Annotated in this window: 24 protein-coding genes; 15 read left to right on the plus strand and 9 right to left on the minus strand. The window is 60.9% G+C overall.

Going from position 1 to position 23,965, the window contains the following annotated elements; genetic code table 11:
* Positions 1–13 precede the first annotated feature (13 nt).
* From AB4Z52_RS26155 to AB4Z52_RS26180, 6 genes are read left to right on the plus strand one after another with little or no spacing between them, the layout of a single operon-like run.
* Positions 14–856: a transporter substrate-binding domain-containing protein gene (locus tag AB4Z52_RS26155; protein ID WP_442220809.1), complete on the plus strand. Its 843-nt coding sequence runs from the start codon at positions 14–16 to the stop codon at positions 854–856.
* Positions 857–886: 30 nt separating this feature from the next.
* Positions 887–1,636, plus strand: a complete 750-nt coding sequence (locus tag AB4Z52_RS26160) for an amino acid ABC transporter permease (protein WP_442220810.1) — start codon at positions 887–889, stop codon at positions 1,634–1,636.
* The gene (locus AB4Z52_RS26165; RefSeq protein ID WP_442220811.1) at positions 1,633–2,406 is read left to right on the plus strand and encodes an amino acid ABC transporter permease; all 774 of its coding nucleotides are present in this window, start codon (positions 1,633–1,635) and stop codon (positions 2,404–2,406) included. Before AB4Z52_RS26160 ends, AB4Z52_RS26165 begins: the two co-directional genes overlap by 4 nt.
* Positions 2,407–2,416: 10 nt before the next feature.
* Positions 2,417–3,205, plus strand: a complete 789-nt coding sequence (locus tag AB4Z52_RS26170) for an amino acid ABC transporter ATP-binding protein (protein ID WP_442220812.1) — start codon at positions 2,417–2,419, stop codon at positions 3,203–3,205.
* An 11-nt stretch (positions 3,206–3,216) separates the two neighbouring features.
* Positions 3,217–4,557 (plus strand): MmgE/PrpD family protein, encoded by a 1,341-nt coding sequence (locus AB4Z52_RS26175; protein ID WP_442220813.1) that lies wholly within the window; start codon positions 3,217–3,219, stop codon positions 4,555–4,557.
* Between the two features lie 29 nt (positions 4,558–4,586).
* On the plus strand, positions 4,587–5,885 hold the full coding sequence (locus AB4Z52_RS26180; RefSeq protein ID WP_442220814.1) for an LLM class flavin-dependent oxidoreductase: 1,299 nt from the start codon (positions 4,587–4,589) through the stop codon (positions 5,883–5,885).
* Positions 5,886–5,997: 112 nt separating this feature from the next.
* Here AB4Z52_RS26180 and AB4Z52_RS26185 read toward each other — a convergent pair whose 3' ends face one another.
* Both AB4Z52_RS26185 and AB4Z52_RS26190 read right to left on the minus strand, forming a co-directional pair.
* Positions 5,998–7,026, minus strand: coding sequence for a CorA family divalent cation transporter (locus AB4Z52_RS26185; protein ID WP_442220815.1), 1,029 nt, complete (start codon positions 7,024–7,026; stop codon positions 5,998–6,000).
* A gap of 143 nt (positions 7,027–7,169) precedes the next feature.
* Complete coding sequence (locus AB4Z52_RS26190) at positions 7,170–7,466, minus strand: TetR family transcriptional regulator C-terminal domain-containing protein (protein ID WP_442220816.1); 297 nt, start codon at positions 7,464–7,466, stop codon at positions 7,170–7,172.
* A 303-nt stretch (positions 7,467–7,769) separates the two neighbouring features.
* Between AB4Z52_RS26190 and AB4Z52_RS26195 the strand changes: the two genes are divergently transcribed.
* The 9 genes from AB4Z52_RS26195 (at position 7,770) to AB4Z52_RS26235 (ending at position 16,866) form a co-directional block, all read left to right on the plus strand.
* Complete coding sequence (locus AB4Z52_RS26195) at positions 7,770–8,654, plus strand: helix-turn-helix domain-containing protein (protein ID WP_442220817.1); 885 nt, start codon at positions 7,770–7,772, stop codon at positions 8,652–8,654.
* Between the two features lie 145 nt (positions 8,655–8,799).
* Positions 8,800–9,855, plus strand: a complete 1,056-nt coding sequence (locus AB4Z52_RS26200; RefSeq protein WP_442220818.1) for an ABC transporter substrate-binding protein — start codon at positions 8,800–8,802, stop codon at positions 9,853–9,855.
* A gap of 76 nt (positions 9,856–9,931) precedes the next feature.
* Positions 9,932–10,753, plus strand: a complete 822-nt coding sequence (locus AB4Z52_RS26205) for an ATP-binding cassette domain-containing protein (protein WP_442220819.1) — start codon at positions 9,932–9,934, stop codon at positions 10,751–10,753.
* A complete protein-coding gene (locus AB4Z52_RS26210) occupies positions 10,750–11,997 on the plus strand; it encodes a sugar ABC transporter permease (protein WP_442220820.1) in 1,248 nt (415 codons plus the stop codon). Before AB4Z52_RS26205 ends, AB4Z52_RS26210 begins: the two co-directional genes overlap by 4 nt.
* Before the next feature lie 70 nt (positions 11,998–12,067).
* Entirely contained in the window at positions 12,068–12,796 is a 729-nt protein-coding gene (locus AB4Z52_RS26215) for an SDR family oxidoreductase (RefSeq protein ID WP_442220821.1), read from the plus strand.
* A 2-nt stretch (positions 12,797–12,798) separates the two neighbouring features.
* A complete protein-coding gene (locus tag AB4Z52_RS26220; protein WP_442220822.1) occupies positions 12,799–14,442 on the plus strand; it encodes an FGGY-family carbohydrate kinase in 1,644 nt (547 codons plus the stop codon).
* A gap of 359 nt (positions 14,443–14,801) precedes the next feature.
* Entirely contained in the window at positions 14,802–15,803 is a 1,002-nt protein-coding gene (gene nuoH, locus AB4Z52_RS26225; protein ID WP_442220823.1) for an NADH-quinone oxidoreductase subunit NuoH, read from the plus strand.
* A gap of 10 nt (positions 15,804–15,813) precedes the next feature.
* The gene (locus AB4Z52_RS26230; protein WP_442220824.1) at positions 15,814–16,380 is read left to right on the plus strand and encodes an NADH-quinone oxidoreductase subunit I; all 567 of its coding nucleotides are present in this window, start codon (positions 15,814–15,816) and stop codon (positions 16,378–16,380) included.
* Between the two features lie 45 nt (positions 16,381–16,425).
* Positions 16,426–16,866 (plus strand): CBS domain-containing protein, encoded by a 441-nt coding sequence (locus tag AB4Z52_RS26235; protein ID WP_442220825.1) that lies wholly within the window; start codon positions 16,426–16,428, stop codon positions 16,864–16,866.
* Between the two features lie 14 nt (positions 16,867–16,880).
* Here AB4Z52_RS26235 and nuoG read toward each other — a convergent pair whose 3' ends face one another.
* Genes nuoG through AB4Z52_RS26270 form a run of 7 tightly spaced genes read right to left on the minus strand, consistent with a single transcriptional unit; the run spans position 16,881 to position 23,952 of the window.
* Positions 16,881–19,487 carry an NADH-quinone oxidoreductase subunit NuoG gene (gene nuoG / locus AB4Z52_RS26240; protein WP_442220826.1) on the minus strand — a complete coding sequence of 869 codons (2,607 nt, stop codon included), beginning with the start codon at positions 19,485–19,487 and terminating at the stop codon, positions 16,881–16,883.
* A 14-nt stretch (positions 19,488–19,501) separates the two neighbouring features.
* Complete coding sequence (gene nuoF / locus AB4Z52_RS26245; protein ID WP_442220827.1) at positions 19,502–20,785, minus strand: NADH-quinone oxidoreductase subunit NuoF; 1,284 nt, start codon at positions 20,783–20,785, stop codon at positions 19,502–19,504.
* A gap of 4 nt (positions 20,786–20,789) precedes the next feature.
* Positions 20,790–21,302: an NADH-quinone oxidoreductase subunit NuoE gene (nuoE, locus tag AB4Z52_RS26250; protein ID WP_442220828.1), complete on the minus strand. Its 513-nt coding sequence runs from the start codon at positions 21,300–21,302 to the stop codon at positions 20,790–20,792.
* 16 nt (positions 21,303–21,318) lie between these two features.
* The gene (gene nuoD, locus AB4Z52_RS26255) at positions 21,319–22,533 is read right to left on the minus strand and encodes an NADH dehydrogenase (quinone) subunit D (RefSeq protein WP_442220829.1); all 1,215 of its coding nucleotides are present in this window, start codon (positions 22,531–22,533) and stop codon (positions 21,319–21,321) included.
* Positions 22,534–22,562: 29 nt separating this feature from the next.
* Positions 22,563–23,099, minus strand: a complete 537-nt coding sequence (locus tag AB4Z52_RS26260; RefSeq protein WP_442220830.1) for an NADH-quinone oxidoreductase subunit C — start codon at positions 23,097–23,099, stop codon at positions 22,563–22,565.
* Positions 23,096–23,599, minus strand: coding sequence for an NADH-quinone oxidoreductase subunit NuoB (gene nuoB, locus AB4Z52_RS26265; protein ID WP_442220831.1), 504 nt, complete (start codon positions 23,597–23,599; stop codon positions 23,096–23,098). Before nuoB ends, AB4Z52_RS26260 begins: the two co-directional genes overlap by 4 nt.
* Complete coding sequence (locus tag AB4Z52_RS26270; protein ID WP_442220832.1) at positions 23,587–23,952, minus strand: NADH-quinone oxidoreductase subunit A; 366 nt, start codon at positions 23,950–23,952, stop codon at positions 23,587–23,589. The genes nuoB and AB4Z52_RS26270 overlap by 13 nt, the downstream gene beginning before the upstream one ends.
* Positions 23,953–23,965: the final 13 nt, after the last annotated feature.

A 23,965-nucleotide genomic window follows, 5' to 3' on the forward strand; every position in this document is an offset into this window, starting at 1 on the left:
GAGTTTGAATCCAATGAACTTTGCCAAGCGAGCTTCGACAGCTTTTTTCGCTGCTGTCCTTTCATTCGGTGCGCTCTTCAGCACGATTGCCCACGCCGACGCCACGCTCGATCGCATCAAGGGACGCGGTTCTCTAACGGTCGGCGTTATTCTGTCGGGCGCGCCATTCGGCTATATCGATCCGGCGGGTCAGGAGCAGAAGGGCTATAATATCGACATCGCCAAGGCGCTGGCCGACAAGCTCGGCGTCAAGCTGGAAACGGTAACCGTCACGCCGCCGAATAGGGTGCAGTTCCTGCAGCAGGGCAAGGTGGATATCCTAATCGCCAACATGCAGTACACCGATGAGCGCGCCAAGATCCTCGACTACGTGCCCACAGCCTATGACCGCAGCGGCGGCGCCGCGGTCGGTCGAAAGGACAGCGGCCTGAAGGACTGGAGCGATCTGAAGGGCAAGGCGGTCTGCGTTTCGCAAGGGTCGAACTACACCCAGCCTTTGATCGAGAAATATGGCGCCGAAGTGAAGGCTCTTCCCAGCCAACCGGAATCGCTGCTGGCATTGCAAGGCGGCAATTGCGCCGTCGCCGTGCATGTCGGCGCCACCGTCGGCCTTCTCCTTCAGGATCGCCCGGAAGAATGGAAGGACTACACCATCCTCTTCCCTACCGAGCTCGTTCCGTCTGATTCCGTGATTTGGCTGCGCAAGGGGGAAACCGAAACCCGCGACGCGCTCGACAAGATCATTCGCGAGCTGCATGTCAACGGCAAGCTCCTAGACTATGCCAGGACCAATCGGCTGCTCAACACCGCCTATCTCGAGGAAGAACACAAGAAGCTCGAGAGTGAAGGCAAGTGACGCTCTTGGTCTCTTGAAAGAAGGCTGTTCATGAAGAATTCCCTTCTTCAGGCCTTCATAGACTGGTCGGGCAGGATCGGGCTCCACTACGAGTTCCTAGCCAGCGGTTATGAGGCACAGATCTGGCGTGGTGGTTTCATCACCACGCTGTATCTCATTGCGCTGCTGATCCCGCTCAGCCTTGCTTTCGGGCTGCTGTTTGCTGCCATGCTGACATCCGAGCGCAAGCTGCTATCGGCGCCGGTGCGAGCGTTGATCGAGATCACCCGCAATACGCCGACGCTGGTCCAACTCATGTTCAGCTTCCTGGTGCTGAACACGCTCGTCTCCAATGTCCTGGGCGGGGCGCAGAACAATCCGCTCTCGCCATTCTTCTGGGTCGTCGCCGTCGTCGGGCTACATGTAGCAGCTCTGCATGCGGACGCCCTTCGCGCCGGCATAGAGGCCGTACCGGAGCAGACGGTGGAGGCAGCGCTCGCCATCGGCTTCAGCCGCCTGCAGATATTAAGGTTCGTGAAAGCGCCCTTGGCGATCCGCACGTCTCTGCCGGTCCTCGTCAACAATCTGATCAATCTGGTGAAGCTCACGACCGTCGGCAATGCCATCGCGGTGAGCGAGATAACCTATGCCTCGATCATGGTCTGGACGCAGCGCGATAACGTCGTCGAGCTGATGATCGTCATCCTGCTGTTCTTCAGCGCGATCAACCTGGCCGTCGCCCGGATCGGCCACTGGGTCGAGAAGCGCCTGGCGGTGCCGGGGTTCGGGGTGGGATCATGACGAACATGAATATCCTGTCGGCGTCGGCGCACAGCCGGCTGCCATGGTTGTTTGGCGCGTTGATCGCGCTTGCCGCCATCTGGCTGCTTGCCGATCTTTCGCTGCTGCCGACCCTCGTCGCGTGGTTGCCCTATCTTGCCAGCGGCTTTCTCATGAACATCCTCATCAGCCTGCTCGCCATGGTGGGTGGCACGACGCTCGGCGTGGTTCTCGGCATTTTCGAACTCGCACCCTTGAAGCTCGTGCGCTATCCGGTCGTCTTCTATGTTCAGGTTTTCCGCAACGCACCGCATCTCGTGCTGATCTTTGCCACCACCTACATCTTCCCGTTCGAGATCGTGGTGTTCGGCCACTACCTGCCCTTCCCCGACTGGCTGAAGGCGGTGATCGGGCTTGCCATTCCGACCAGCGCCTATGTGGCTGAGATCACGCGTGGGGCCATTCAATCTATCGCCACGACGCAATGGGAAGCAGCCAAGGGCCTCGGCTTTTCCAGGCTGCAGGCGCTGCGCTGGATCATCCTGCCGCAATGCGCCCGCCGCTCGCTGCCACCCTGGATGAACCTCTTTTCCTCCATCACCATGGGGACCGCGCTGGCCTCGCTCGTAGGGGTCCATGAACTCCTGCATGCCGCAACAGATGCAAGCACCGCCGTTCGCCGGCTGGATTTCACTGTGCTTGCCTATGTCGTGGTGATGACGGCGTTTTTCGTTCTTTGCTACCCTATTTCGAGCCTCACGCGCCGCCTTGAGCGTCGCCTGAAAGTATGAGGAGCCGGGCATGAGCCAAGCCGCGACCAATCCGATCGTCGATCTGGCGGATGTGCACCTGTCCTTCGGGCCCACGCAGGTGCTTAAAGGGATCGACTTGCAGGTGGCGCGAGGCGAGACCGTCTCGATCATCGGTCCTTCCGGATCCGGCAAGTCGACGATCCTGCGCTGCATCAACGCGCTGGTGACGCCGCAATCTGGCCGTATCACCGTCAATGGCGCGCGCATCGACCAGATGACCAGCGAGAAAGACCGGATCAAGCTGCGACAGAGGGTCGGCATCGTCTTCCAGCAGTATAATCTGTTCCCGCATCTGTCGGTCATCGACAACATCACGCTCGCGCCGACCCGTATCCTCGGCATCGATCGGGCCGAAGCTGAACGTCATGCGAAGGAACTTCTGGCGCAGGTGCGTCTGTCGGAAAAGGCGCTGATGTATCCGGGGCAGCTTTCCGGCGGGCAGCAGCAGCGCGTGGCGATTGCCCGCGCGCTTGCCATGAGGCCGGATCTCGTCTTGTTTGACGAGGTCACCTCGGCGCTCGATCCGGAAACCGTGGGCGAAGTGCTCGCCGTTATTCGTGATCTCGTGAAAGAGGGCATGACAACCATTCTCGTGACGCACGAAATGCGATTTGCCGAAGAAATCAGCGACGTCGTCGTCTTCACCGAAAACGGCCGCATCGTCGACAAGGGATCGCCCGAGGACATCTTTCAGAAATCGGCAAATCCGCGCATTCACCGCTTCGTCAACGGGCTGGCTGGCGGACGCAGCGCTCTGGAAGACGGCGAAGGTATTTGAAGGGATTGATTGTGGACAAGGTTTCTCCGCTCACGACGGGCTTTGCCGGGGCCATCGTCTCGTCCGAACCCCTGAAGGACAGGGCCGCCGTTCAGGCGGCCCGCACAGCGATCATCGACTGGCTGGCCTGCGTCTTCGGCGGCGCCCTGGATCGCACGACGCTTATCCTGCTCGACCAGCTATCGCCCGGCAACGGTAATGCGGTGATTGTCGGGCAAGAGCGCCGTACCGATGCCCTTACGGCTGCGCTGATCAACGCCCATGCAGGCCACGTGCTCGACTACGACGACGTGCATTCGAGCGTACGCGGCCATCCAACGACGGTGATCGTTCCGGCGCTTCTGGCACTTGCCTCCGAAGTCCGGCTTTCCGCGGAGCGATTGATCGCCGGCTACATCGTCGGGCTTGAAGCCATGGCCCGTCTCGGGCTGTCGCTCGGCACCAAGCATTACGAGAACGGCTTCCATGCCACGGCAACGCTCGGCACGATCGGTGCCGCAGCGGCCGTCGCCCATGTACTTGACTACTCGCCAGAGGAGACCGCGGTGGCACTCGGACTTGCCGCCACCCATTCGAGCGGATTGCGCCTACAGTTCGGCCATGACGCCAAGCCCTACCACGCCGGAATGGCCGCGCGCTCCGGTCTCTTGTCGGCCAGGCTCGCCAAGGCTGGTTTCGGTGGTGCGAGGGACTTTCTCGACAATCCCACCGGCTTCTTTTCCGCCTTCGCCTTTGGCCAAGAGCGCCCGCAGGCAGTGGTGGAGAACTGGGGCTCTGCCTGGCAGATCGTCTCACCGGGGCTGACGCTCAAGGCCTTTCCATGCTGCACAGCAAGCCACCCCGTCGGCATGATCGGTCTTCAGCTTTATCAGGAAGGCTTGCGCGCGGAAACGATAGACGCCGTGACCATCACCTTCCCGCCGGGCGGCGATGCCGCACTGGTCGTGGCGAACCCGACCAACGGGATCGATGCGCGCTTCAGCGCCGAATATGTCTTTGCAACCGCGCTCATCGACGGGGCGCTCCGGATCGACCATTTCGCCGAGACGCCGGTTCGCGATGACCTGATGGCGATTGGCCGCCGTGTCCGGCGCCGGCATGACGAGACCGCCCCTCGCCTGTCCAGCGATCCGAAAACGCGCTTCGTGATTGCGGAGGTGGACCTTATCAATGGCAACCGGCTGACCCGGGAATTCAAAGGCCTGCCTGGCGTCAGCGACCCGACCGACAAATTCCGCGAGGCAACGGACAACCATCCGGCCGTTTCGGCCGTTCCAGAGCTTGCGCGGACGATGTTGAGCGAGAATGATCTCTATCGCTTCCTCGACGTGCTCGGCCAGCGTTTGACCTGATCCTTTCCGTAATTTCGAGGCATGAAACCATGAGCAAGACCCGCAAGATCCATCTCGGCCTGTTCCTGCAGGGAGCCGGTCATCACGTATCCGGCTGGCGCCATCCCGAAGCGGAGGCCGGCAGCGAGAATTTCGAGCTGCTGCGACGGATGGCGCAAATGGCGGAAGCGGCCAAGTTCGACATGCTTTTTCTGGCAGATGGCCTGACGAGCGGCATCGACGCGCACCCGTCCATGATCGCCCGTTTCGAACCGCTGACCCTACTTGCCTCGCTTGCCATGGTCACCGACAAGATCGGACTTGCAGCCACCGCATCGACCACCTACGGCGAGCCCTATCATATCGCCCGCGCCTTTGCCTCGATCGACCATCTGAGCCATGGACGCGCCGCCTGGAATATCGTCACAACCTCCTATGCGCGCACCGCCGCCAACTTTTCCAAGAGCCATCCGGAACATGACGAGCGCTATGCCGTGGCCGAGGAATTCGTCGATGTGGTGCGCGGGCTCTGGGATAGCTGGGACGACGATGCCTTTCCGAAGGACAAGGAAAGCGGCGTCTATGCCGATCCGTCCAAGGTGCACGTGCTCGACCACAAGGGCAAGTATTACACCGTCAAGGGGCCGCTCAACATCCCGCGCACGCCGCAGGGTCATCCAATCCTCATCCAGGCCGGCTCGTCGGGTCCTGGCCAGGACCTAGCCGCCCGCACCGCCGACATCGTCTTTACTGCGCAGCAGAACCTCGAGGAGGCGCAGGCCTTCTACAAGAGCCTCAAGGGCCGTGTTGCCGGTTTCGGCAGAGAGCCTGACGCCGTCGCGGTCATGCCGGGCTTCCTGCCGGTGATCGGCAGAACGACGGCTGCAGCCCGCGAGAAACTCGACGTTCTCAACCGCTGGACTGAGATCAAAAGCGCCATGCCCCTGCTCGAGGAGCGGATCGGCCATAGCCTTGCCAACTACGATCTCGACGGCCCCTTGCCGGACCTGCCGATTTCGGACCAGTTGCGCAGTCGCGCCGAACTCTTGAGCGAACTGGCGCGACGGGAAAAGCTGACGATCCGCCAGCTTGCCTTGCGGGTTGCCGCCGGCCGCGGCCATCATATCGTGCTCGGAACCCCGGTGGAAATTGCCGAGCGCATGCAGCGGTGGTTCGAGAACGGCGCCGCCGACGGTTTCAACGTCATGCCGCCGTTCTTTCCCGACGGGCTCGAGGATTTCACGCGCGAGGTGGTGCCCATTCTTCAAGAAAAAGGCCTTTTCCGCACGGACTACGACGGTACGACCCTGCGCGAGCATCTCGGGATTGGGCGGCCGGCACGCGGCTAGCAACTTGGACGCTGCGCATCGCCCAACAGCCGCTCTTTGCCTCAAGCCCCTCGCGCATTTCCGAAAAATGAACGCATTGAAACCAAACTCGGCGATGATAGGTCATCGACCACTAGAGCCAGTTGATGCGCCTCAGCACCCAAAGTGTGGCGATCGATGTGATCGTGACGAAGGCAACGATAATGACGAAAGCCCAAGTGTCATTGACGCCAGGAATGCCTCCGACATTCATGCCGAAAAGGCCTGCCACCACGCTTGGCGGCAGCAGCAGGGCCGCAAGGGCAGCGAGGCGGTTGGAGTTGCGGGCGATGCGCTCGCTGATCACGGTCGAGAGGTCGTCATGCAGGATGCTGGTGCGATCGCGTATGGCGTCGAGATATTCGATGAAGCGCATCAGCTTGTCGATCACCTCGCGCATGCGGAGCTTGTCACGTTCGGCCAGCCACGGGGCGTCATCGTGTTCTATCCGGCTGAGTGCGTCACGCTGGGGCGCGAGGTAGCGGCGAAGTTGTACCGCCCGCCGCCGGAGGAGCTTAAGGCGTTCGCGCACTTGGCTCGCTTCGCCATGAAAGATCATCTCGTCGAGCTCATCAACCTCCTCGTCCATGGCGTCCAGTACGGGCTCGAGATCGCGCACCAGCTTGTCGCCAATGAGGGCAAGCAGATCGCCGGTGCGCTGGGGACCCTTCCCCTTCTCCAATGACAAACGGATGTCGCGCAGCGCTGTGATGTAGTGACCGCTGTCGCGCAACGAGACGATTCGGTCAGCATCGACCCAGAGATGCAGCGGCACGAGATCTATGTCAGTGGGTTTCTCGGCCACTTCCTCCGGCGACGTGGCGCACACGCCCCGCAAGATAATCAGTAGCCCGTCGTCAACGGGTTCGACACGCGGACGGGATTCCTCCTGCAAAAGCGCCTCGGCCACAACGGGGTCGAATTGGCTTTTTTGGTGAACCCATTCGGCCGCGGCTGGATGATCGCGCTCCAGATGAAGCCAGACCACGCCTGCTTCCCGCTTCCACGCGCGCAACTCGGCCATCTCCAGCTGCGTGCAGCCACCGCGGCCGTCGAGCAGCAACGCGAAACGCAATCCTGGTTCGGCACCATAACTGACTGTCGATGTTTTTGATGCTTCCATAATGCCTCGTTACATTTTGGTCCGTGAGACCAAAAACGCAAACAACACAAAAGCTTGCGCGTGTGCCCTTCACATTATCAGTTCAGACCAAAGTCGCAATACAACAGCAGGCCGCTTGCTCGACCGGCACGCTTGGCCAACCTTCAGCCTAGGATGCGGCATTTTAGGTATTCGCGCATCTGGTTGATGGCTATATCTCGGGTCAGGCCTTCCGATTGCAGGCCGGCCCGCAGCCACAGCCCGTTGAGCAGCGCCGTGATCGACAGCGCCACGGCCTCGCATTCGCCACGTGGCAGCAGATGCACCAGCACCGACACCAGGTTGGAACGCATGCGGCAATGGAGGGGTCGAGACTTCTCGGCCCCTGAGGTTCCTGGATGCAATTTGTCGCTCTCGGCGCCGTCGTGTGGGCGTTTCAGTTCTGCCCAAGTAAAACACATCAATGAGCCTGGACGACATGGGCCCACATGGGCCCCGACACAGCACAAATCCACTCTTCTCGCGATCGCCGGTCGATCCTATAGCTCGCTATAACGCCTGACAGATCGCGATCTGGTCGCGCGATTCCCCTTCGCATGTGCGAAACGCCCGCGGATTTAACGCCGGAAGGTCAAAAAAGTATCGGTTTGGTGCTGAAGGCGTAGTAGCGACGGCCTACTAGCCTGCTAAACTACGGTCAGGTCTTGCCTTTGGGAGGAGGTGGCGATGCTCAGATGCACAATCAAAGCCGAGGAGGAGCCGACATGAAGCCGGACTTGGAGGTCGTCCAGATTGGAAGCGGAGAGTCGTTTAAGGCCTGGGAACACGGCTATCCGTTCCATACGGTGCGTTGGCATTTCCATCCGGAGTATGAAATTCACCATGTCGTCGCGACGAAAGGCCAGTACTTCGTTGGCGATTTCATCGGCGAATTCGAGCCGGGCAATCTGGTCCTGACGGGGCCGAATCTTCCGCACAACTGGATAAGCAGCATTCCGACGGGAACCTGCGTACCGTTGCGTGGCAGGGTGGTCCAGTTCACGGAGGGATTTCTGGCCGATGCGACGAAGACCTTCCCCGAATTCGAAGCCTGCGCCCCGATGCTTGAGCTTAGCCGCAGAGGCGCGCTGTTTTCAACGCTGACGGCAGCAAAGGTGGGGCCGCTTTTGGAGAAATTGGTGAACGCGAGGGGTCTTCGACGCCTGGAATTGTTCATGGGTATCCTGGGTCACCTTAGCTCGGCCGACGAAATGCGCTCTCTGGCAAGCACCAGATATACGCCCGATCCCTCCGGTTTTATGTCCAATGGCGTCAATCAGGCCTTGCTCTACATCAACAGCCACCTGACGGAGCCATTTACCGAAGCGGATCTGGCCGACCTGACGGGACAAAGTTCAAGTGCGTTTTCGCGCAGTTTTCGCCGCCACACCGGGATGGCCCTTGTTCAATATGTCAATCGGCTCCGGATAAATTTCGCCTGTCATTTGTTGATGAGCAAACCAGATCTGTCGATTACCGACATCTGCTTTGCTTCCGGATTCAACAACATTTCGAACTTCAACCGCCAGTTCCTGGCGCAGAAGAGCATGGCTCCTTCGCGCTTCAGGACGTTGCTGGTGCAAAATGTGAGAGCGGTGGAGGCCGCCTAAAAGGGAGGACTGGGAGGAACATAATTACCGCCGGAACACCAACGCGGATCGCATGCGATCTCGCGAAGGGGATCGCCTGTCCGTCGTCCAGGCGGATTGAGCACCAAATCGACAAAGACCACAGACAATGAAAACGGAGGAAAACATGAGACACTCATTGAAAATAAGCGGCGCTGTTGCACTCGCCATCGGTCTGCTCAGCAGCACGTCCAGCTTCGCGCAGTCAGGAGCGACCGTCGCATTCCTTATGCCCGACCAGGCATCGACCCGCTACGAACAGCACGATTATCCGGGCTTCGCTGCCGAGATGAAGAAGCTCTGCGCCGATTGCAAGGTTCTCTACCAGAACGCCGACGCCGACGCGTCGCGCCAGCAGCAGCAGTTCAACGCCGTCATGTCGCAAGGCGCCAAGGTCATTGTGCTCGATCCGGTCGATTCGACTGCTGCCGCCTCTTTGGTGAAGCAGGCGCAGGCTCAGGGCGTCAAGGTCATTGCCTATGACCGTCCAGTTCCCGATGCCAAAGCCGATTTTTATGTCTCTTTCAACAACGAAGGCATCGGCAAGGCGATCGCAGATAGCCTCGTCGCACATCTGAAAGCCAAGGGTGTTTCGACTGCCGACGGCGGTGTGCTGCAGATCAACGGCTCTCCAACCGACGCAGCCGCGGGCCTTATCAAAAAGGGTATCCACGCCGGTCTCGACAACAGTGGCTACAAGATCCTGGCGGAATACGACACGCCGGAATGGGCTCCGCCGAAAGCACAGCAATGGGCCGGCGGTCAGGTAACCCGCTTTGGTAAGAAGATCGTCGGGATCGTCGCTGCAAACGACGGCACCGGCGGCGGCGCAATCGCCGCGTTGAAGGCCGCAGGTGTCGATCCGGTGCCTCCGGTTACCGGCAATGATGCGACCATTGCTGCGCTTCAACTGGTCATTGCCGGCGACCAGTACAATACCATCTCCAAGCCGAGCGAAATCGTCGCCGCGGCTGCCGCCAACGCTGCCGTGGAATTGCTCGCGGGCAAGACGCCGAAAGCCGAGGCGACGTTGTACAATACGCCGTCGAGACTTTTCACGCCCGCCGTCGTCACGGCGGAAAACCTGAAGGCTGAGATCATCGACAAGAACATCATGAAAGCCAGTGAACTCTGTGTCGATCGTTATGCTGAAGGCTGCAAGAAGCTCGGCATCGGAGGCTGATCCCAGCTCTCGCCATGGCTGCTGATCGCGGCCATGGCGACCATCGACTTCTCGTCCGTTGAAAGGCTCGTCAGATATGTCCAATTCGTCCAACCAAGCAACCTCAGTCGGAGAGCTGGTGCTTAGCCTGCGCGGCATCTCCAAGAGTTTCGGTGCCGTATCGGCATTGACGGACATCGACCTCGATGTCCATGCAGGTGAGGTCGTGGCCCTGGTCGGCGACAACGGCGCCGGCAAGTCGACCCTGGTGAAAACGCTCGCCGGTGTCCATCAGCCGACGTCGGGAACTATCACGTTCTGCGGCCAGGTCGTCACGATGACGGATCCGAGCGCCGCACTCAATCTCGGCATCGCCACCGTATTTCAGGATCTGGCGCTGTGCGAAAACCTTGACGTGGTTGCCAATATTTTCCTTGGTCGCGAGTTGAGTCCCCTGCAGCTCGACGAAACGGCGATGGAGGTACGATCGTGGACGCTGCTGAACGAGCTTTCGGCACGCATCCCCAGTGTGCGAATTCCCATTGCCTCCCTGTCCGGCGGTCAGCGGCAGACGGTGGCGATCGCGCGTTCGTTGCTGCTCGAGCCAAAGCTCATCCTGCTCGACGAGCCAACAGCAGCCCTCGGCGTCGCGCAGACTGCCGAGGTTCTCAATCTGATCGAACGCGTCCGGGACCGCGGCCTCGGCGTTATCATGATCAGTCACAACATGGAGGACGTGCGCGCGGTCGCCGACCGCATCGTCGTACTCAGGCTTGGCAGAAACAATGGCGTCTTCACCCCCGAGGCCTCGAACCACGAATTGGTCGGCGCCATCACGGGTGCTGCGGACAATTCGGTTTCACGGCGAGCCAGTCGCCGACAGGCACAGGATGAAATCTCGCAGGAGGGTCGGGCATGACCGATACGAAAGAAGCGACCACGATGCTCGATCGAAGCGACGTCCGCATGAAGCATGAAACAGGCGTTGCAGGCACCATACGCGCTTTCTTTGATCGTGTTCGATCCGGAGATCTCGGATCCCTGCCGGTGGTTGTCGGGTTGGTCATCATCTGGACCGTGTTCGCCACCCTCAACCCGATCTTCCTGTCGAGCAACAATCTCGTCAATCTGCTGTTCGACTGCTCGACGGTGGGTGTCATTGCATTGGGGATCGTCTGCGTTTTGATGGTCGGCGAGATCGATCTTTCCGTCGGATCGATCAGTGGCTTTGCCTCGGCCATGGTCGGAACTCTCTGGGTCAACCAGGGCTGGCCTGTACCGCTGGCAATCCTTGCTGCAGTGGCGGTCGGCGGACTGATCGGATCGCTCTACGCGTTGCTCTACAACCGGCTGGGAATGCCGAGTTTCGTTTCCACCCTTTCCGGCTTGCTCGCGGTTCTCGGCATGCAGCTCTATATCTTGGGCTCGACAGGCTCGATCAACCTGCCTTACGGCTCGGCTGTGGTGAACTTCGGCCAGATGATGGTGATGCCGCGTCTGGTAGCCTATATCCTTGCGGCGCTGCCGTGCATCGCGATCCTGTGGACAGGCGTGCGCGCGATTGCACGGCGCCGAGAAGCGAACCTGTCCGCGCCGTCGCTCGGAAGCATCGTTTTCCGCGCGGTTGTCATCACGGTCGTCCTCGAACTCATCGTTCTCTACCTGAACCAGGATCGTGGCATCCCATGGATGTTCGGGCTCTTCGTCGGATTGGTCATGGTCATGAACTACGCTCTGACCCGGACGCAGTGGGGACGCTCCATGACGGCGGTCGGCGGCAACCGCGAGGCCGCCAGGCGCGCCGGCATCAACGTGCGGGCAATCTATAGCAGCGCTTTCGTGCTTTGCTCGATGCTTGCGGCACTGGGCGGTGTCCTCTCCGCGGCCCGTTTGGCATCGGCAAGCCAGCAGGCTGGAACCGGCGACGTGAACCTCAATGCCATCGCGGCTGCTGTCATCGGCGGCACCAGCCTCTTCGGCGGACGCGGCAACGCCTTTTCCGCATTGCTTGGCATCATCGTCATTCAATCGATCGCCAACGGTCTGACGCTTCTCGATCTGTCATCATCGCTCCGTTACATGATCACCGGAGCCGTACTTGCTGTTGCGGTCATCGTCGACTCGCTGGCACGCCGTTCTCGTGTCTCCCATGGCCGAGCCTGACATTCGACAAACGCCAACCAACGCTATCCGCAAGCCGGCAGCGAAACGGGAATATAATGAGGAATCTTATATGAGACAGTCACTTTCGGGCAAAGTCGCCGCCATAACCGGTGCCGCCTCGGGTATAGGTCTGGAATGCGCGAAGGCTCTGATCGAAGAGGGCGTCAACGTTGTTCTTGTCGACCGGGCGCAAGAGGCGTTGAGGAAAGTGTGTCAGGAGCTTGGCCCTCTGGCTTTTCCCCTTGTCGTGGACCTGACGAATCCCGCCAGCGTCTCTACAATGCTGCCGCAGATATTGGACAGGTTCGGAAAGCTCGACATCTTCCATGCCAATGCCGGCTCCTACGTCGGCGGCGAGGCCGTCGATGGCGATCCGGACGCCTGGGACAGGATGCTCAACCTGAATATCAACGCCGCATTTCGTTCGGTTCACGCCGTTCTGCCGCACATGGTCGAGCGCAAGAGCGGCGACATCATCATGACCAGCTCGGTCGCCGGGATGGTCCCAGTGGTCTGGGAGCCGATTTACACCGCCTCCAAGCATGCCGTGCAGGCTTTCGTCCATACCGTCCGACGCCAGGTCTTCAAGCACGGCGTCCGCGTCGGGGCCATTCAGCCCGGGCCGGTGGTGACCGCTCTCATTGGCGACTGGCCGAAGGAGAAACTCGATGACGCAATTGCCCAAGGCGGCCTGATGGAGCCGAGCGAGGTTGCCGAAGCGGTTATCTTCATGCTGTCGAGACCTCGCAATGTCACGATCCGCGACCTCGTGATATTGCCGCTGAGTACGGACCTGTGACGATGGCACCTTATTTCATCGGGGTAGATGTCGGGACCGGCAGCGCGCGCGCCGGGATATTCGACGACAGCGGCCGGCTCATGGGTTCGGCCAAGCGAGCGATCATGGTCTGGCACGAGGCAGGAAGCATCGTCGAGCAATCCAGCGAACAGATATGGGCGGCGGTCTGCGACAGCGTCAAGGAGGCGCTCTGCGGCGCAAAGGTCGCGTCAGCAGATATCGCCGGAATCGGCTTCGACGCGACATGTTCCCTGGTTGTCGTCGATGCCGAGGGTGCCCCGCTGCCGGTTGGCCCTTCCGGAGATCCCAAGCGCAATATCATGGTCTGGATGGACCACCGAGCCGCGGGGGAAGCCGAAGAAATCAATGCCGGCGACCATACTGTTCTGAACTATGTCGGCGGTCGGATTTCCCCCGAAATGGAGACGCCGAAGCTGCTGTGGCTCAAGCGAAACCTTCCCGAAACCTTTGCAGCCGCGGGCCATTTTTTCGATCTTGCGGACTATCTTACCTGGCGCGCGAGCGGGTGTCTTAGCCGGTCGATTTGTACGGTCACCTGCAAATGGACTTATCTCGCGCATGAGAACCGGTGGGACGCAGACTATTTCAACGACATCGGCCTTGGCGAACTGGTAACCGAAGGTTTTTCACGCATCGGCATGGACGTCGTCGAACCGGGTAGCCCGCTCGGAAAGGGTCTCACCTCCAAGGCCGCCGCCGATCTCGGGCTTCAATCGGGGACAGCGGTTGGCGCTGCCCTTATCGACGCGCATGCCGGCGGCGTCGGCACGCTCGGCGGCACGCTCGAAGGTATCGCCCCCGATATCCGCCGACGGCTTGCTTATGTCTTCGGCACTTCGGCATGTTCCATGGCGTCCAGTGACAAGCCAGTCTTCGTCAACGGCGTCTGGGGGCCGTACTACTCTGCCATGATCCCGGGCCTCTGGTTGAACGAAGGCGGCCAGTCGGCGGCGGGCGCCGCAATCGATCACCTGGTCTCGATGCATCCTGCCTCTCCCGGATTGCGGGCCGAGGCCGAGGCGGCTGGCACTTCCCTGGTGGCCTGGCTTGAAAGCGAAGCAGGCAGGATGTCCAATGGATTGTCGAACGTGGTTGCGCTTGCCGGATCGGTCCATGTCGTCCCCGAGTTTCTCGGCAACAGATCACCACATGCGGACCCGGACGCCCGAGCGATCATTGCAGGCTTGGGCCTCGATGCGGCCGACGCAAACCTCGTCGGCCTCTATGTCGCGGGCATGTGCGGCATTGGCTACGGGCTCAGGCAATTGCTGATAAAGCTCGAAGACGATGGCCTTCCAATCGAGTTGATCGTCGCCAGCGGCGGAGCGGCGCAGAGTGATCTCGTGCGCCAGCTTCTGGCGGATGCCACCAACGTAGCCGTTACCTTTGCGGATACTTCGGAACCCGTGTTGCTGGGCGCTTCGATGCTGGCAGCCGTTGCGGCAGCACGCTACCCCGATCTGACCGCCGCAATGACGGCGATGTCGACAATATCGACCGTCTTTCGGCCCGCTGGAGGTGCGATCGAAAAGCAGCATGACATCCGATATAGGGCCTTCCAGATGCTTCAGAACGTCGAACGGGACATCAGGCAGGTTGGACGCGTCAACCCTTCGCCGAGATAAAACAGCCCGAGGTGCAGCGCATGCGTTGCGCGAAATCCGTGTGCATGACAGACACATATCGAACAAAAATCAGCGGCCGCCAAGGCGTCCGCCGGTTCGCGGTTGGGCACCTATTGGCAAACCCGGCGCGGTTCAGTCTTCTTGCCTGAAATTTAGGAAAGAAGACGTCTAAGAATCTCGGGTCCAATCACACATGGCCGGACCAGCACACATAATAGCCAGCCTCGGCATAACTGCATTGGCATTGTCTGAGGGGCGTCGTTGTAGCCTGTAGCCTGATGCGTGCGCAAAGTGCTATAATGTATAGCCGGAGCCAAAGTCCGGTCGCGTTTCAACCCGTGAATAAGTAGCCGCGGATCATGGAACTCATCGTCGCCCTTGGCCTGATCGTCTTCAAGGTCGCGTTTCTGATTGCGATCCTCCTGCTGCTGCCCTTGCCGCTAACTTGGCTGGAACGAAAGATCGCCGGGCACATGCAGCAGCGGATGGGGCCGATGCGGGTTGGGTGGCACGGGCTGCTGCAGCCGATGGCGGACGGAATTAAGCTCTTAACCAAAGAGGACCACATCCCGGCCGAGGCCGACCGCTTCCTGTTCAAACTGGCGCCAATCCTGGCGCTCGTCCCGCCCTTTGTGGTGTTCGTTGCGATCCCCTTTGGTGAAACTGTCTCGGTCCTCGGTGCCGAGATCACGCTCTACGTCTCCAACATGAATGTGGCGCTTCTTTTCGTCTTCGCTGTGATCGGGATCGAGGTCTATGGCGTCATCTTCGGTGGATGGGCCGCCAACAGCAAATACGCCGTGCTGGGCAGCCTCAGGACCTGCGCGCAGATGATCAGCTACGAAATCCCGATGGGGTTCGCGGTCATCGGCGTGGTCATGTTGGCGCAATCCATGAGCCTGCTCGACATCGTCAGGGCGCAAGCCGATCTCTGGAACGTCGTCTACCAACCGGTCGGCTTCTTCGTGTTCTTCGTCGCGGGACTGGCCGAAGCGCAGCGCATTCCCTTCGACCTGGCTGAAGCGGAAGGCGATCTGGGGGCCGGGTTCCATACCGAATATAGCGGTATCCGCTTTGCGTTTTTCATGGTCAGCGAATATGCCATCGTGTTGCTGGTATCGGTCTTGGTGGTGATCCTGTTCTTCGGCGGCTGGAACGGCGTACTGGTCCCCTTGCCACCGCTCCTCTGGTTTCTGCTCAAGGTCGCATTCTTCGTCTATCTGTTTATCTGGTTCCGCTTCACTTTCCCCCGCTACCGCTACGACCAACTGATGGCGATCGGATGGAAAGTCTTGCTTCCTCTTTCGATGGCGAACATAATTATAACCGGTGTACTTTTGGGGGCCGTAGCGGCTCCCTAGCGAGGCGGCGATGTCGCGCGCGCAGGACAGAGTTGGAACATGGATTGGCTGGGCGTTCTTCGCCGATTTGGCGAGCGCCTTGGCTCTGACCTTCGGCTACATGTTCTCCAGATCCGTGACCATGCAGTATCCGGACAAGGAAAAATGGTTGCCCTATTCGCGCTATCGCGGGCATCACTTCCTGACGCGTGACGAAGAGGGCGAGATCAAGTGCGTGGCCTGCGAACTCTGCGCGCGGATCTGTCCCTGCGACTGCATCGAAGTCGTCCCCTACGAGGACGAGAAGGGTAACCGGCACCCGGCCAAATTCGAGATCGACACCGCCCGGTGCCTGTTCTGCGGACTGTGCGAGGACGCTTGCCCGGCGGACGCAATCGCGCTTGGGCAACAATATGAATTCTCGAGTTTTTCTTCGCGCGACTTGGTGATCGGGCGCGACGACCTGCTCGGCAAGCCAGGCAAGGCAGCAACCGGCGGCGGCGTAGTCGCTGCGCGCCTCAACACTGAAAACGGCGTTCTGGTCGAGACGAGCCAGTCGCAGGGGTACAATTGGTGGCGGAATATTCGGCGAACGTGAACGCGCGCAATCCGTCAAGCCGAAGCGCGCAGACAGGAGGCTCAGATGCTTGTCGGCGAAATCATGAAGAACAAGGGTGTCGGTGTCATCGCGGTCACTCCCGATCAAACGATGTTGGAAGTCCTGAAGCTGTTTCGCGACAACAATATCGGCTTCGTCGTCGTCAGCCGATCGAGTGGCAAACACGTGGGTACGCTATCGGAGCGGGATTGCTGCAATGCAGTGGCGGAATACGGGGCAGAGGCGACGATGATGCGAGCCGCGGATATCATGAACCGCAACGTTGCGACCTGTTCGGCCCGGGATTTGCTGCCCGTCGCGATGGGGATCATGACCCAGCGGCGTACGCGTCATGTGCTTGTCATGGATGGGAACGACGTTGTTGGCGTGGTCAGCATCGGCGATGTGGTAAAACACAGGCTCGACGAAGCGCAGCGCACGGAGCAGGATCTGCAGGATTACATCTGCGGGACCAGGTATCACTAGTCTAATAGGACGGGTCAGGGCAAGCGGCCTGCCATGCCTTGGTCGTGATCCTCAGGGCTCGACGCAGAGCCGGTGAGGCGGGTGGCGGCCGTGGCTGGATGAACCTCCACCGGACACGGGTATTCGCCCCGCCGCATCAGTCCGTTGAGACGCAGGGCTTTGTAGTTTTCGGGAACAAACACGACGCCCCTGGGAAAACGTTTGTTGACCTTGAGCTTCGCCGTCAATTCGCCCTGAGCCGATCGCACGACCACCTGATTGCGATCCAAAAGGCCAAGTTGCGCGGCATCCTGTCCGCTCATCTCGACGTAGGGGTCATCCGCGACCGTATTCAGGATTTCCGAGCGTTCGGAAAGATATCCGTTGTGGAATAGGCAGTCGCCGGTGACCAGCATGAGTCGGTCAACTGCTTTCGGGGCAGGCGGCAGCGCGAAGAGCTCGCCAACCGGAGGCGTCGGGACGCCCTTGGTAAATGCGCCGTCGGCGCCAAGCGCTTCCAACGTCATCTCATGGTAGGCGGGAACCAGGCGAGCAATCTCGTCGAAAATTTCGCCTTGCGTGGACGGTTGCAGCGCTTGGTTGCGGAGCGTTGCGACGAAGTCGAAGATCGCCAAATTGCTTTGCGCCTCGAACGCGGGTTCGCGGAATTTGCGGACCTTCTGGGTACGGCCTTCGTTGTTGGTAAAGGTGCCGGATTCCTCGCCGTAACCTGCCGCTGGCAGGACGACCTCCGCCAGGCCCGCTGTATCCGTGTGGAAGGTGTCCTGAACAATCAGGAGATCGGTGGCCTCAAGGGCCCGCGTCACGAAATCCCTGTCGGGATAGGCGATCAGGGGGTCGGCTCCGGCGATGTAGAGTGCGCCCATCCGCCCACTGACGCAGAGCTCCAGCATGGCGTCGAGACCCGCGCCGGGTTCCGATGGGATTTCGGCGCCCCAGTTCCGTGCAAGAGTTGTGCGCACCTCATCATCGTCGACCGCCCCCAACCCTGGCAGAGCCGCCGGCAGAACCCCCATGTCCCAGGCGCCCATCTGGTTGGCACGGTCGAAGAGGAACTGCATTGCAGGGCCCTTGCCGAGCAGGCGGAGAACCAGCAGCAGGTTGTTGAGCTGCTGCAGCGTCGCGCGCGCTTGCGGTGATCTCAGGAGGTCGATGCTGACAAGCACGGTGACGCTGCGGCCTTCCTTGAGTGCGGTGGCTAGACGATCCGGTCCATCACTGCCGTTGCTCGCCGCCGGCCTGGCGATTGTCGCGCCGAAGCGCGCTAAAGCGTCGCCCGGCAAGGTTTGGCCGGTGGCCGCCACGAGCCCGGCTACCACCGCTGCAAGGCAAGCCGCTTCTCCGCCGGGGGGAACGCGAACGGCCGTCCGGGCATCTGCGTCCAGACGGGATGGCCGTGCCGAGAGCATGAGCAATGCGGTCTGCCGCCGTCGCGCGCCGTCCCGCAATAGGTATTCGGTGACCGGGTTCTCCTCGGTGACGTTGCCGCCAACGACGAGGACGCAGTCGTTGCCGATCACCTCGTCGAGCGGCGCGCGGCTGTAAAAGCTTGCCACCAACGGACCGAGTATATCAAAGGGCGTGGACCAGCGCGCCGAGCAGTCAATGTTGTTGGTCCGGAACACCGTCCGCATCAGCTTCTGGAACTGATAAAGCACTTCGTTCGGCAGGCGCGGCGAGGCCAGCCCGCCGGCAGCCTTGCTCTCGACAGCCGACAGCCGCCGGCGCAGATAGTCTCCCGCTTCGTCCCAGGTAACCGAAACCAGGGCGCCGTCACGACGGATCATCGGCCGGGTGATCCGGTCCCGGCTCCCGATGAAATCGAGGCCGAAGCGTCCCCGTACGCAAAGCGTTTCGCGGTTGACCCCTTCGTCCGATTTCGAGCGCACCCGCATGAACTCACCCTTGCGCGTGCCCACCGTCAGCTGGCAACCGGTGCCACAATGCGGGCAGACCGTGTCGGTCTCGACCAGGTCCCAGGGCCGCGCCTTATAGCGATAGGGGAAACTCATCAGCGCACCGACCGGGCAGACCTCAACGCAATTGCCGCATTGGTCGCAACTCGCGAGACTACCCTCGAAGCCGGTGACGGCGGTATCCATGCCCTTTTCGACGGTGCCGAGGGCGACCGCGCCGACGACCTCCTCACACATCCGGACGCAACGCTGGCACTGGATGCAGCGGTTGACGTTCATGATGATGACCGGGCTGAGACGGATATCCGCGGAGTGGAACACACGTTTGTCATCGCGGAACCGGCTTTCGCGAGGCCCGTAGGCCATCACCATGTTCTGAAGCTCGCATTCGCCGCCCTTGTCGCAGATCGGGCAATCGAGCGGGTGGTTGGCGAGCAGCATGTCGAGCATGGAAGAGCGCGTTTCCTCGATCAGCGGCGTGTTGGTCCGCACGATCATACCGTCGATGACCGCAGTGGCGCAGGATGGCTGCAGCCGCCGCTGCCCTTCGATCTCCACCAGACACATACGGCAGGAGGCCAGCGCCGGCAGGCGCTTCAGGTAGCAGAAGGTGGGGATGTCAATGCCCAAACGCTGGGCGACCTGCAGTATTGTCGAGCCAGCCTCAACTTCCAACGTCCGTCCATCGATCGTAATGCCAACCATACTTCCTCGCAGTCCTATCCCAGCGCACTCCCTGAGTGAAACGGGCACCTCCGCTCCTCGATATGGGCGACGAACTCCTCGCGGAAATGCGCCAGTGCGGCCCGCAACCCCATCGCTGCGCCGTCCCCCAAGGCACAAAACGTATTGCCGAAAATGCCTTTGCAGAGCATTTCCAGCTGCTCCAGATCGCCGGCTGCGCCGTCCCCGGCCTCAATCCGGCGCAGGACCTTCACGACCCAGTTCAATCCTTCCCGGCATGGCGTGCACTTGCCACAGGATTCATGGTGGAAGAACTCGATGATCCGGGTGGCGACCTTGACCATGCAGGTTGAGTCGTCGATCACGACAACCCCAGCCGAACCGAGCATCGAGCCGACAGCCGCCAGCGAGTCGAAATCCATTCCCACCCCCAGCCCATGCTCGGGAATTACCGGCGCTGAGACGCCGCCCGGGATCACCGCCTTGATCCTGCGTCCCGGCAGCGCGCCCCCGGCGTGGGTCTCGACCAGTTCGCGCAGCGATATCCCCATCGGTAACTCGTAGAGGCCCGGTCTGCGCACCTGCCCGCTGAGGCAGTAGAGCTTCGGGCCGGGGCTCTTATCCGGGCCGATGCCGCGAAACCAATCCGGGCCCCGCATAACGATATGTGGCACGCAAGCGAGCGTCTCGACATTGTTGATCACCGTGGGGCTGGCGTAGAGCCCGGCCACGGCCGGAAAGGGCGGCTTCAATCGCGGCTGCGCCCGCTTGCCTTCGAGCGACTCGAGCATCGCAGTCTCCTCGCCGCAGATATAGGCGCCAGCGCCGCAGTGGATGTGGACGGTGAAATTGAAATCCGAGCCCAGAATCCTCGTTCCCAGATAACCCTTTTCGTAAGCCTCGGCGATTGCCTGCTCCAGATGACGGATCGCCGTCACATATTCTCCGCGGATGTAGACATAGGCGGTTTCGGCCCCGATCGCGTAGGCGCTAACCGCCAGCCCCTCGATGAGCTGATGCGGGTCGCGCTCCATGATGATCCGGTCCTTGAAGGTGCCCGGCTCGCCCTCATCGGCATTGCAGCACAAATATCTCGGCTTGTCGCCCCGCTTCGGCACGAAACTCCATTTCAGGCCCGTAGGGAATCCGGCACCGCCGCGACCGCGCAGGTTGGACCGTTTGACAAGGTCGACGACCTCGTCGGGCATGTACTCGCGCAGCACCTTCGCCAGCGCCTGGTAGCCGCCGCCAGTCTCATAGCTCGACAGCAAATGACTGCCCGACATGCCGACATTTTTGAGAAGAACTGGCTCGAACATGGCGTTACTCTCCCGGCGGTCGCGTGGCGACGTGCTCAACGCTCGCTACTCGCCCCGCCTTTGCCCGCAGGCTGTCTAAGAGTGCGTTTATCCGCGCGACATCAAGGTCGCCATGGTAATCGTCGCCGACTTGCATCACCGGAGCCATCTCGCAGGCACCGAGGCACTCGACAGTCGAAAGCGTGAACAGCCCGTCCGAGGTGGTGTCGCCCTTCTTGATCCCCAGCACCGCTTGCAGATGCTTCAGCAGGTCCTCGGATCCACGCAACATGCAGGAAACATTGTCACAGAGTTGCAGGTGGAACTTGCCCACCGGCTCGGTGTGAAAGAGCGTGTAAAAGGTCGCCAGTTCGTAGACCCAGATCCGCTCGACTCCGAGAATGTCGGCGACCTCCTGCAGCACCGGACCAGGCAGATGGCCATGCTCCCTCTGCGCGATCAGAAGCGCGGGCATGATCGCCGAGCGCTGGTCGGGATACCGCGCTGCCACCTCTTCGATCTTTTCGCGCATGGTCATCGCGGCCAAATCCCTGCTACTTGTCTACCTCCGCCATCACGGGGTCGAGGCTGCCGAGCACGGCGATCATGTCCGCCAGGTAGCGTGCGTTGGTGACCCCGAAGAGTGCCTGAAGGTTGACGAACGACGGTGCCCGCACCTTCATGCGGAACGGTTTTGGCGACCCGTCGCTGATGATGTAAAAACCAAGCTCGCCCTTTGGCGCCTCGATCGCCGAATAAACCTCGCCCTTCGGCACCTTGAAGCCATAGGCCGACAGGTCGAAATGCTGGATCAGCGCCTCCATCGAGCAGTGCACCCGACGCTTGTCCAGCGGGAAGGCGATTGTGGGCATGTCGATCTGGAACGGCCCCTCGGGCATCTGGTCGAGGCATTGCTCAATGATGCCGACGCTCTCGCGCATCTCCTCGACGCGGCATCGCCAGCGTGCGTAGCAATCGCCCTCGTCGCGAGTAATGACGTTGAACGCGAGCCGGTCATAGATCTCGTAGGGCTCGTCGCGGCGGATGTCCCAATCGACGCCCGAGGCGCGCAGGTTCGGGCCGCTCAGGCCGAGATCGATACCGTCCTCGGCGGAGATCACGCCAATCCCCTGCGTGCGCTTCAGGAACACCCGGTTGTTATCGATCAGCCGTTCATAGTCGCGGATCCGGCTCGGGAAGATGTCACAAAACTCCCGGATCTTAGGGAAGAACCCGTCGGGCAGATCCTCGCGCACACCACCGACCCGGCAAAAGGAAGTGTGCATCCTCGCCCCGCTAATCATCTCCAACAGGTCCATGATCATTTCGCGCTCGCGCATGACGTAGAGCAACGCAGTCATGGCGCCGAGATCCAGCGGCAGCGCGCCGGTGATCAGGAGATGACCGGAGATGCGTGCCAGCTCGGCCATCATCACGCGGATATACTGCGCCCGCAGCGGTGCTTCTATGCCCAGGAGCTTCTCCACCGCCAGCGCGAAGGCCAGGTTGTTCGAAGGCGGGCAGAGATAGTCGAGCCGGTCCGTCAGCGGGAAAATCTGCGTATAGGTGAAGCTCTCCGCCAGTTTTTCGGTGCCGCGGTGGAGGTAGCCGATATGCGGGTCGACGCGCTTGACGTACTCGCCGTCCAGTTCAAGGACGAGCCGAAGAACCCCATGAGTGCTGGGGTGCTGCGGGCCGAGGTTGAGAAGCACTTCCCTGGCATTGAGCGCTTCGCCTTCTGGCCTGCTGAGCTCGGTGACTTCTGTCATCTCAATTTTCCGACGTAGAACGGCCTCCTTTACGGAATGTCCCTGGTGGCGAGGTCGGGCTGTGTTGGCGGCGGACCTTCGGCACCGAACGGATTCAACGTGTCTTTGTAGCCCCGCAGGGGGAAATCTTTGCGCTGGGGAAAACCCTCGAAACCTTCCCACATGTAGATTCGGCGCAGATCGGGATGGCCCTCGAACCTGATGCCATACATGTCCCAAGCCTCGCGCTCATGCCAGTTGGCGGTGCGCCAAACTCCGGTAACCGAGGGGATCCGCGGTGGATCGCTGAGACGGCACTTGATCCGAATGCGCCATTTGTTCGATAGCGAATAGAGGTGATACACCGCCTCGTAGCGCGGCACTTCAGGATAATGATCGACCCCGCAGATGTCGGACAGGAAGTCGAACCGCAGCGCCGGGTGTTCCTTCAAAAACCGGCAAAGCACAACGATCATGGCAGGCGGAGCGGCAAAGGTATGAACACCATGCGCAAAGCCAAGGTCGTCGATTGCCTCGCCGAAACGCTCGGTGATCGGCGCGCGGTCAAGGGGCGTCTCATTGCTCATGGCACCGCGACCCGGCCCAGAGGAGCCCCCGCTAACGCGCGGGATCTTTTGATCTTCTCCTGAAGCAGAAGGAAGCCATGCATCAGCGCCTCGGGCCGAGGCGGGCAGCCGGGCACATGCACGTCTACCGGCACGAAGGTTTCCGCCCCCTGCACCACGGCATAGGTATTGTAGACCCCACCAGAGATGGCGCAGGTGCCCATGGCGATAACCCAGCGGGGCTCCGGCATCTGGTCATAGAGCCGACGCACCACGGGCGCGAACTTCCGCGTTATGGTGCCGGCGATGATCATCACGTCGGACTGGCGGGGCGATGGCCGGAACACCACGCCGAACCGGTCGAGATCATAGCGGGCGCAGCCCGCAGAGATCATCTCGATGGCGCAGCAGGCAATTCCGAAAGTCTCGGGCCACAGCGCTGACCTTCGGCTCCAGTTGATCAGGCTGTCGGCCGTGGTGAACAGCACGCTGTCGCGGATCGCGTTGTTTACGCTTCCCATTCCAGCGCCCCCTTCAGCCAAGCGTAGGCAAAGCCCACAAGAAGCAGCAATATGAAGACGAACATCTCGACATAGCCAACCAGCCCGATCTCTTTCAGGACGACTGCCCAGGGAAAGAGGAACATCGTCTCGACATCGAAGACGACCAGCAGGATCGCAAGGATAAAGAACTGCACCCTCAAGCGGCCCCCGGCGGCCTCGCCGGCCGCGTCCATGCCGCATTCATAGGGCATGTTCTTGGCGGCATACGGATTGGACGGGCGCAGCAGCGAGGAGACAAAAAGCGTCGCCCCCGCCACCAGAACAACTCCGGCGATCATGAAAAGCACTGGCAAGAATTCCATTGCAGCCATATCGCACTGCACC

The organism is Rhizobium sp. 2YAF20 (genome assembly GCF_052114685.1).
In the GTDB taxonomy this organism is placed as follows: Bacteria; Pseudomonadota; Alphaproteobacteria; order Rhizobiales; family Rhizobiaceae; genus Rhizobium.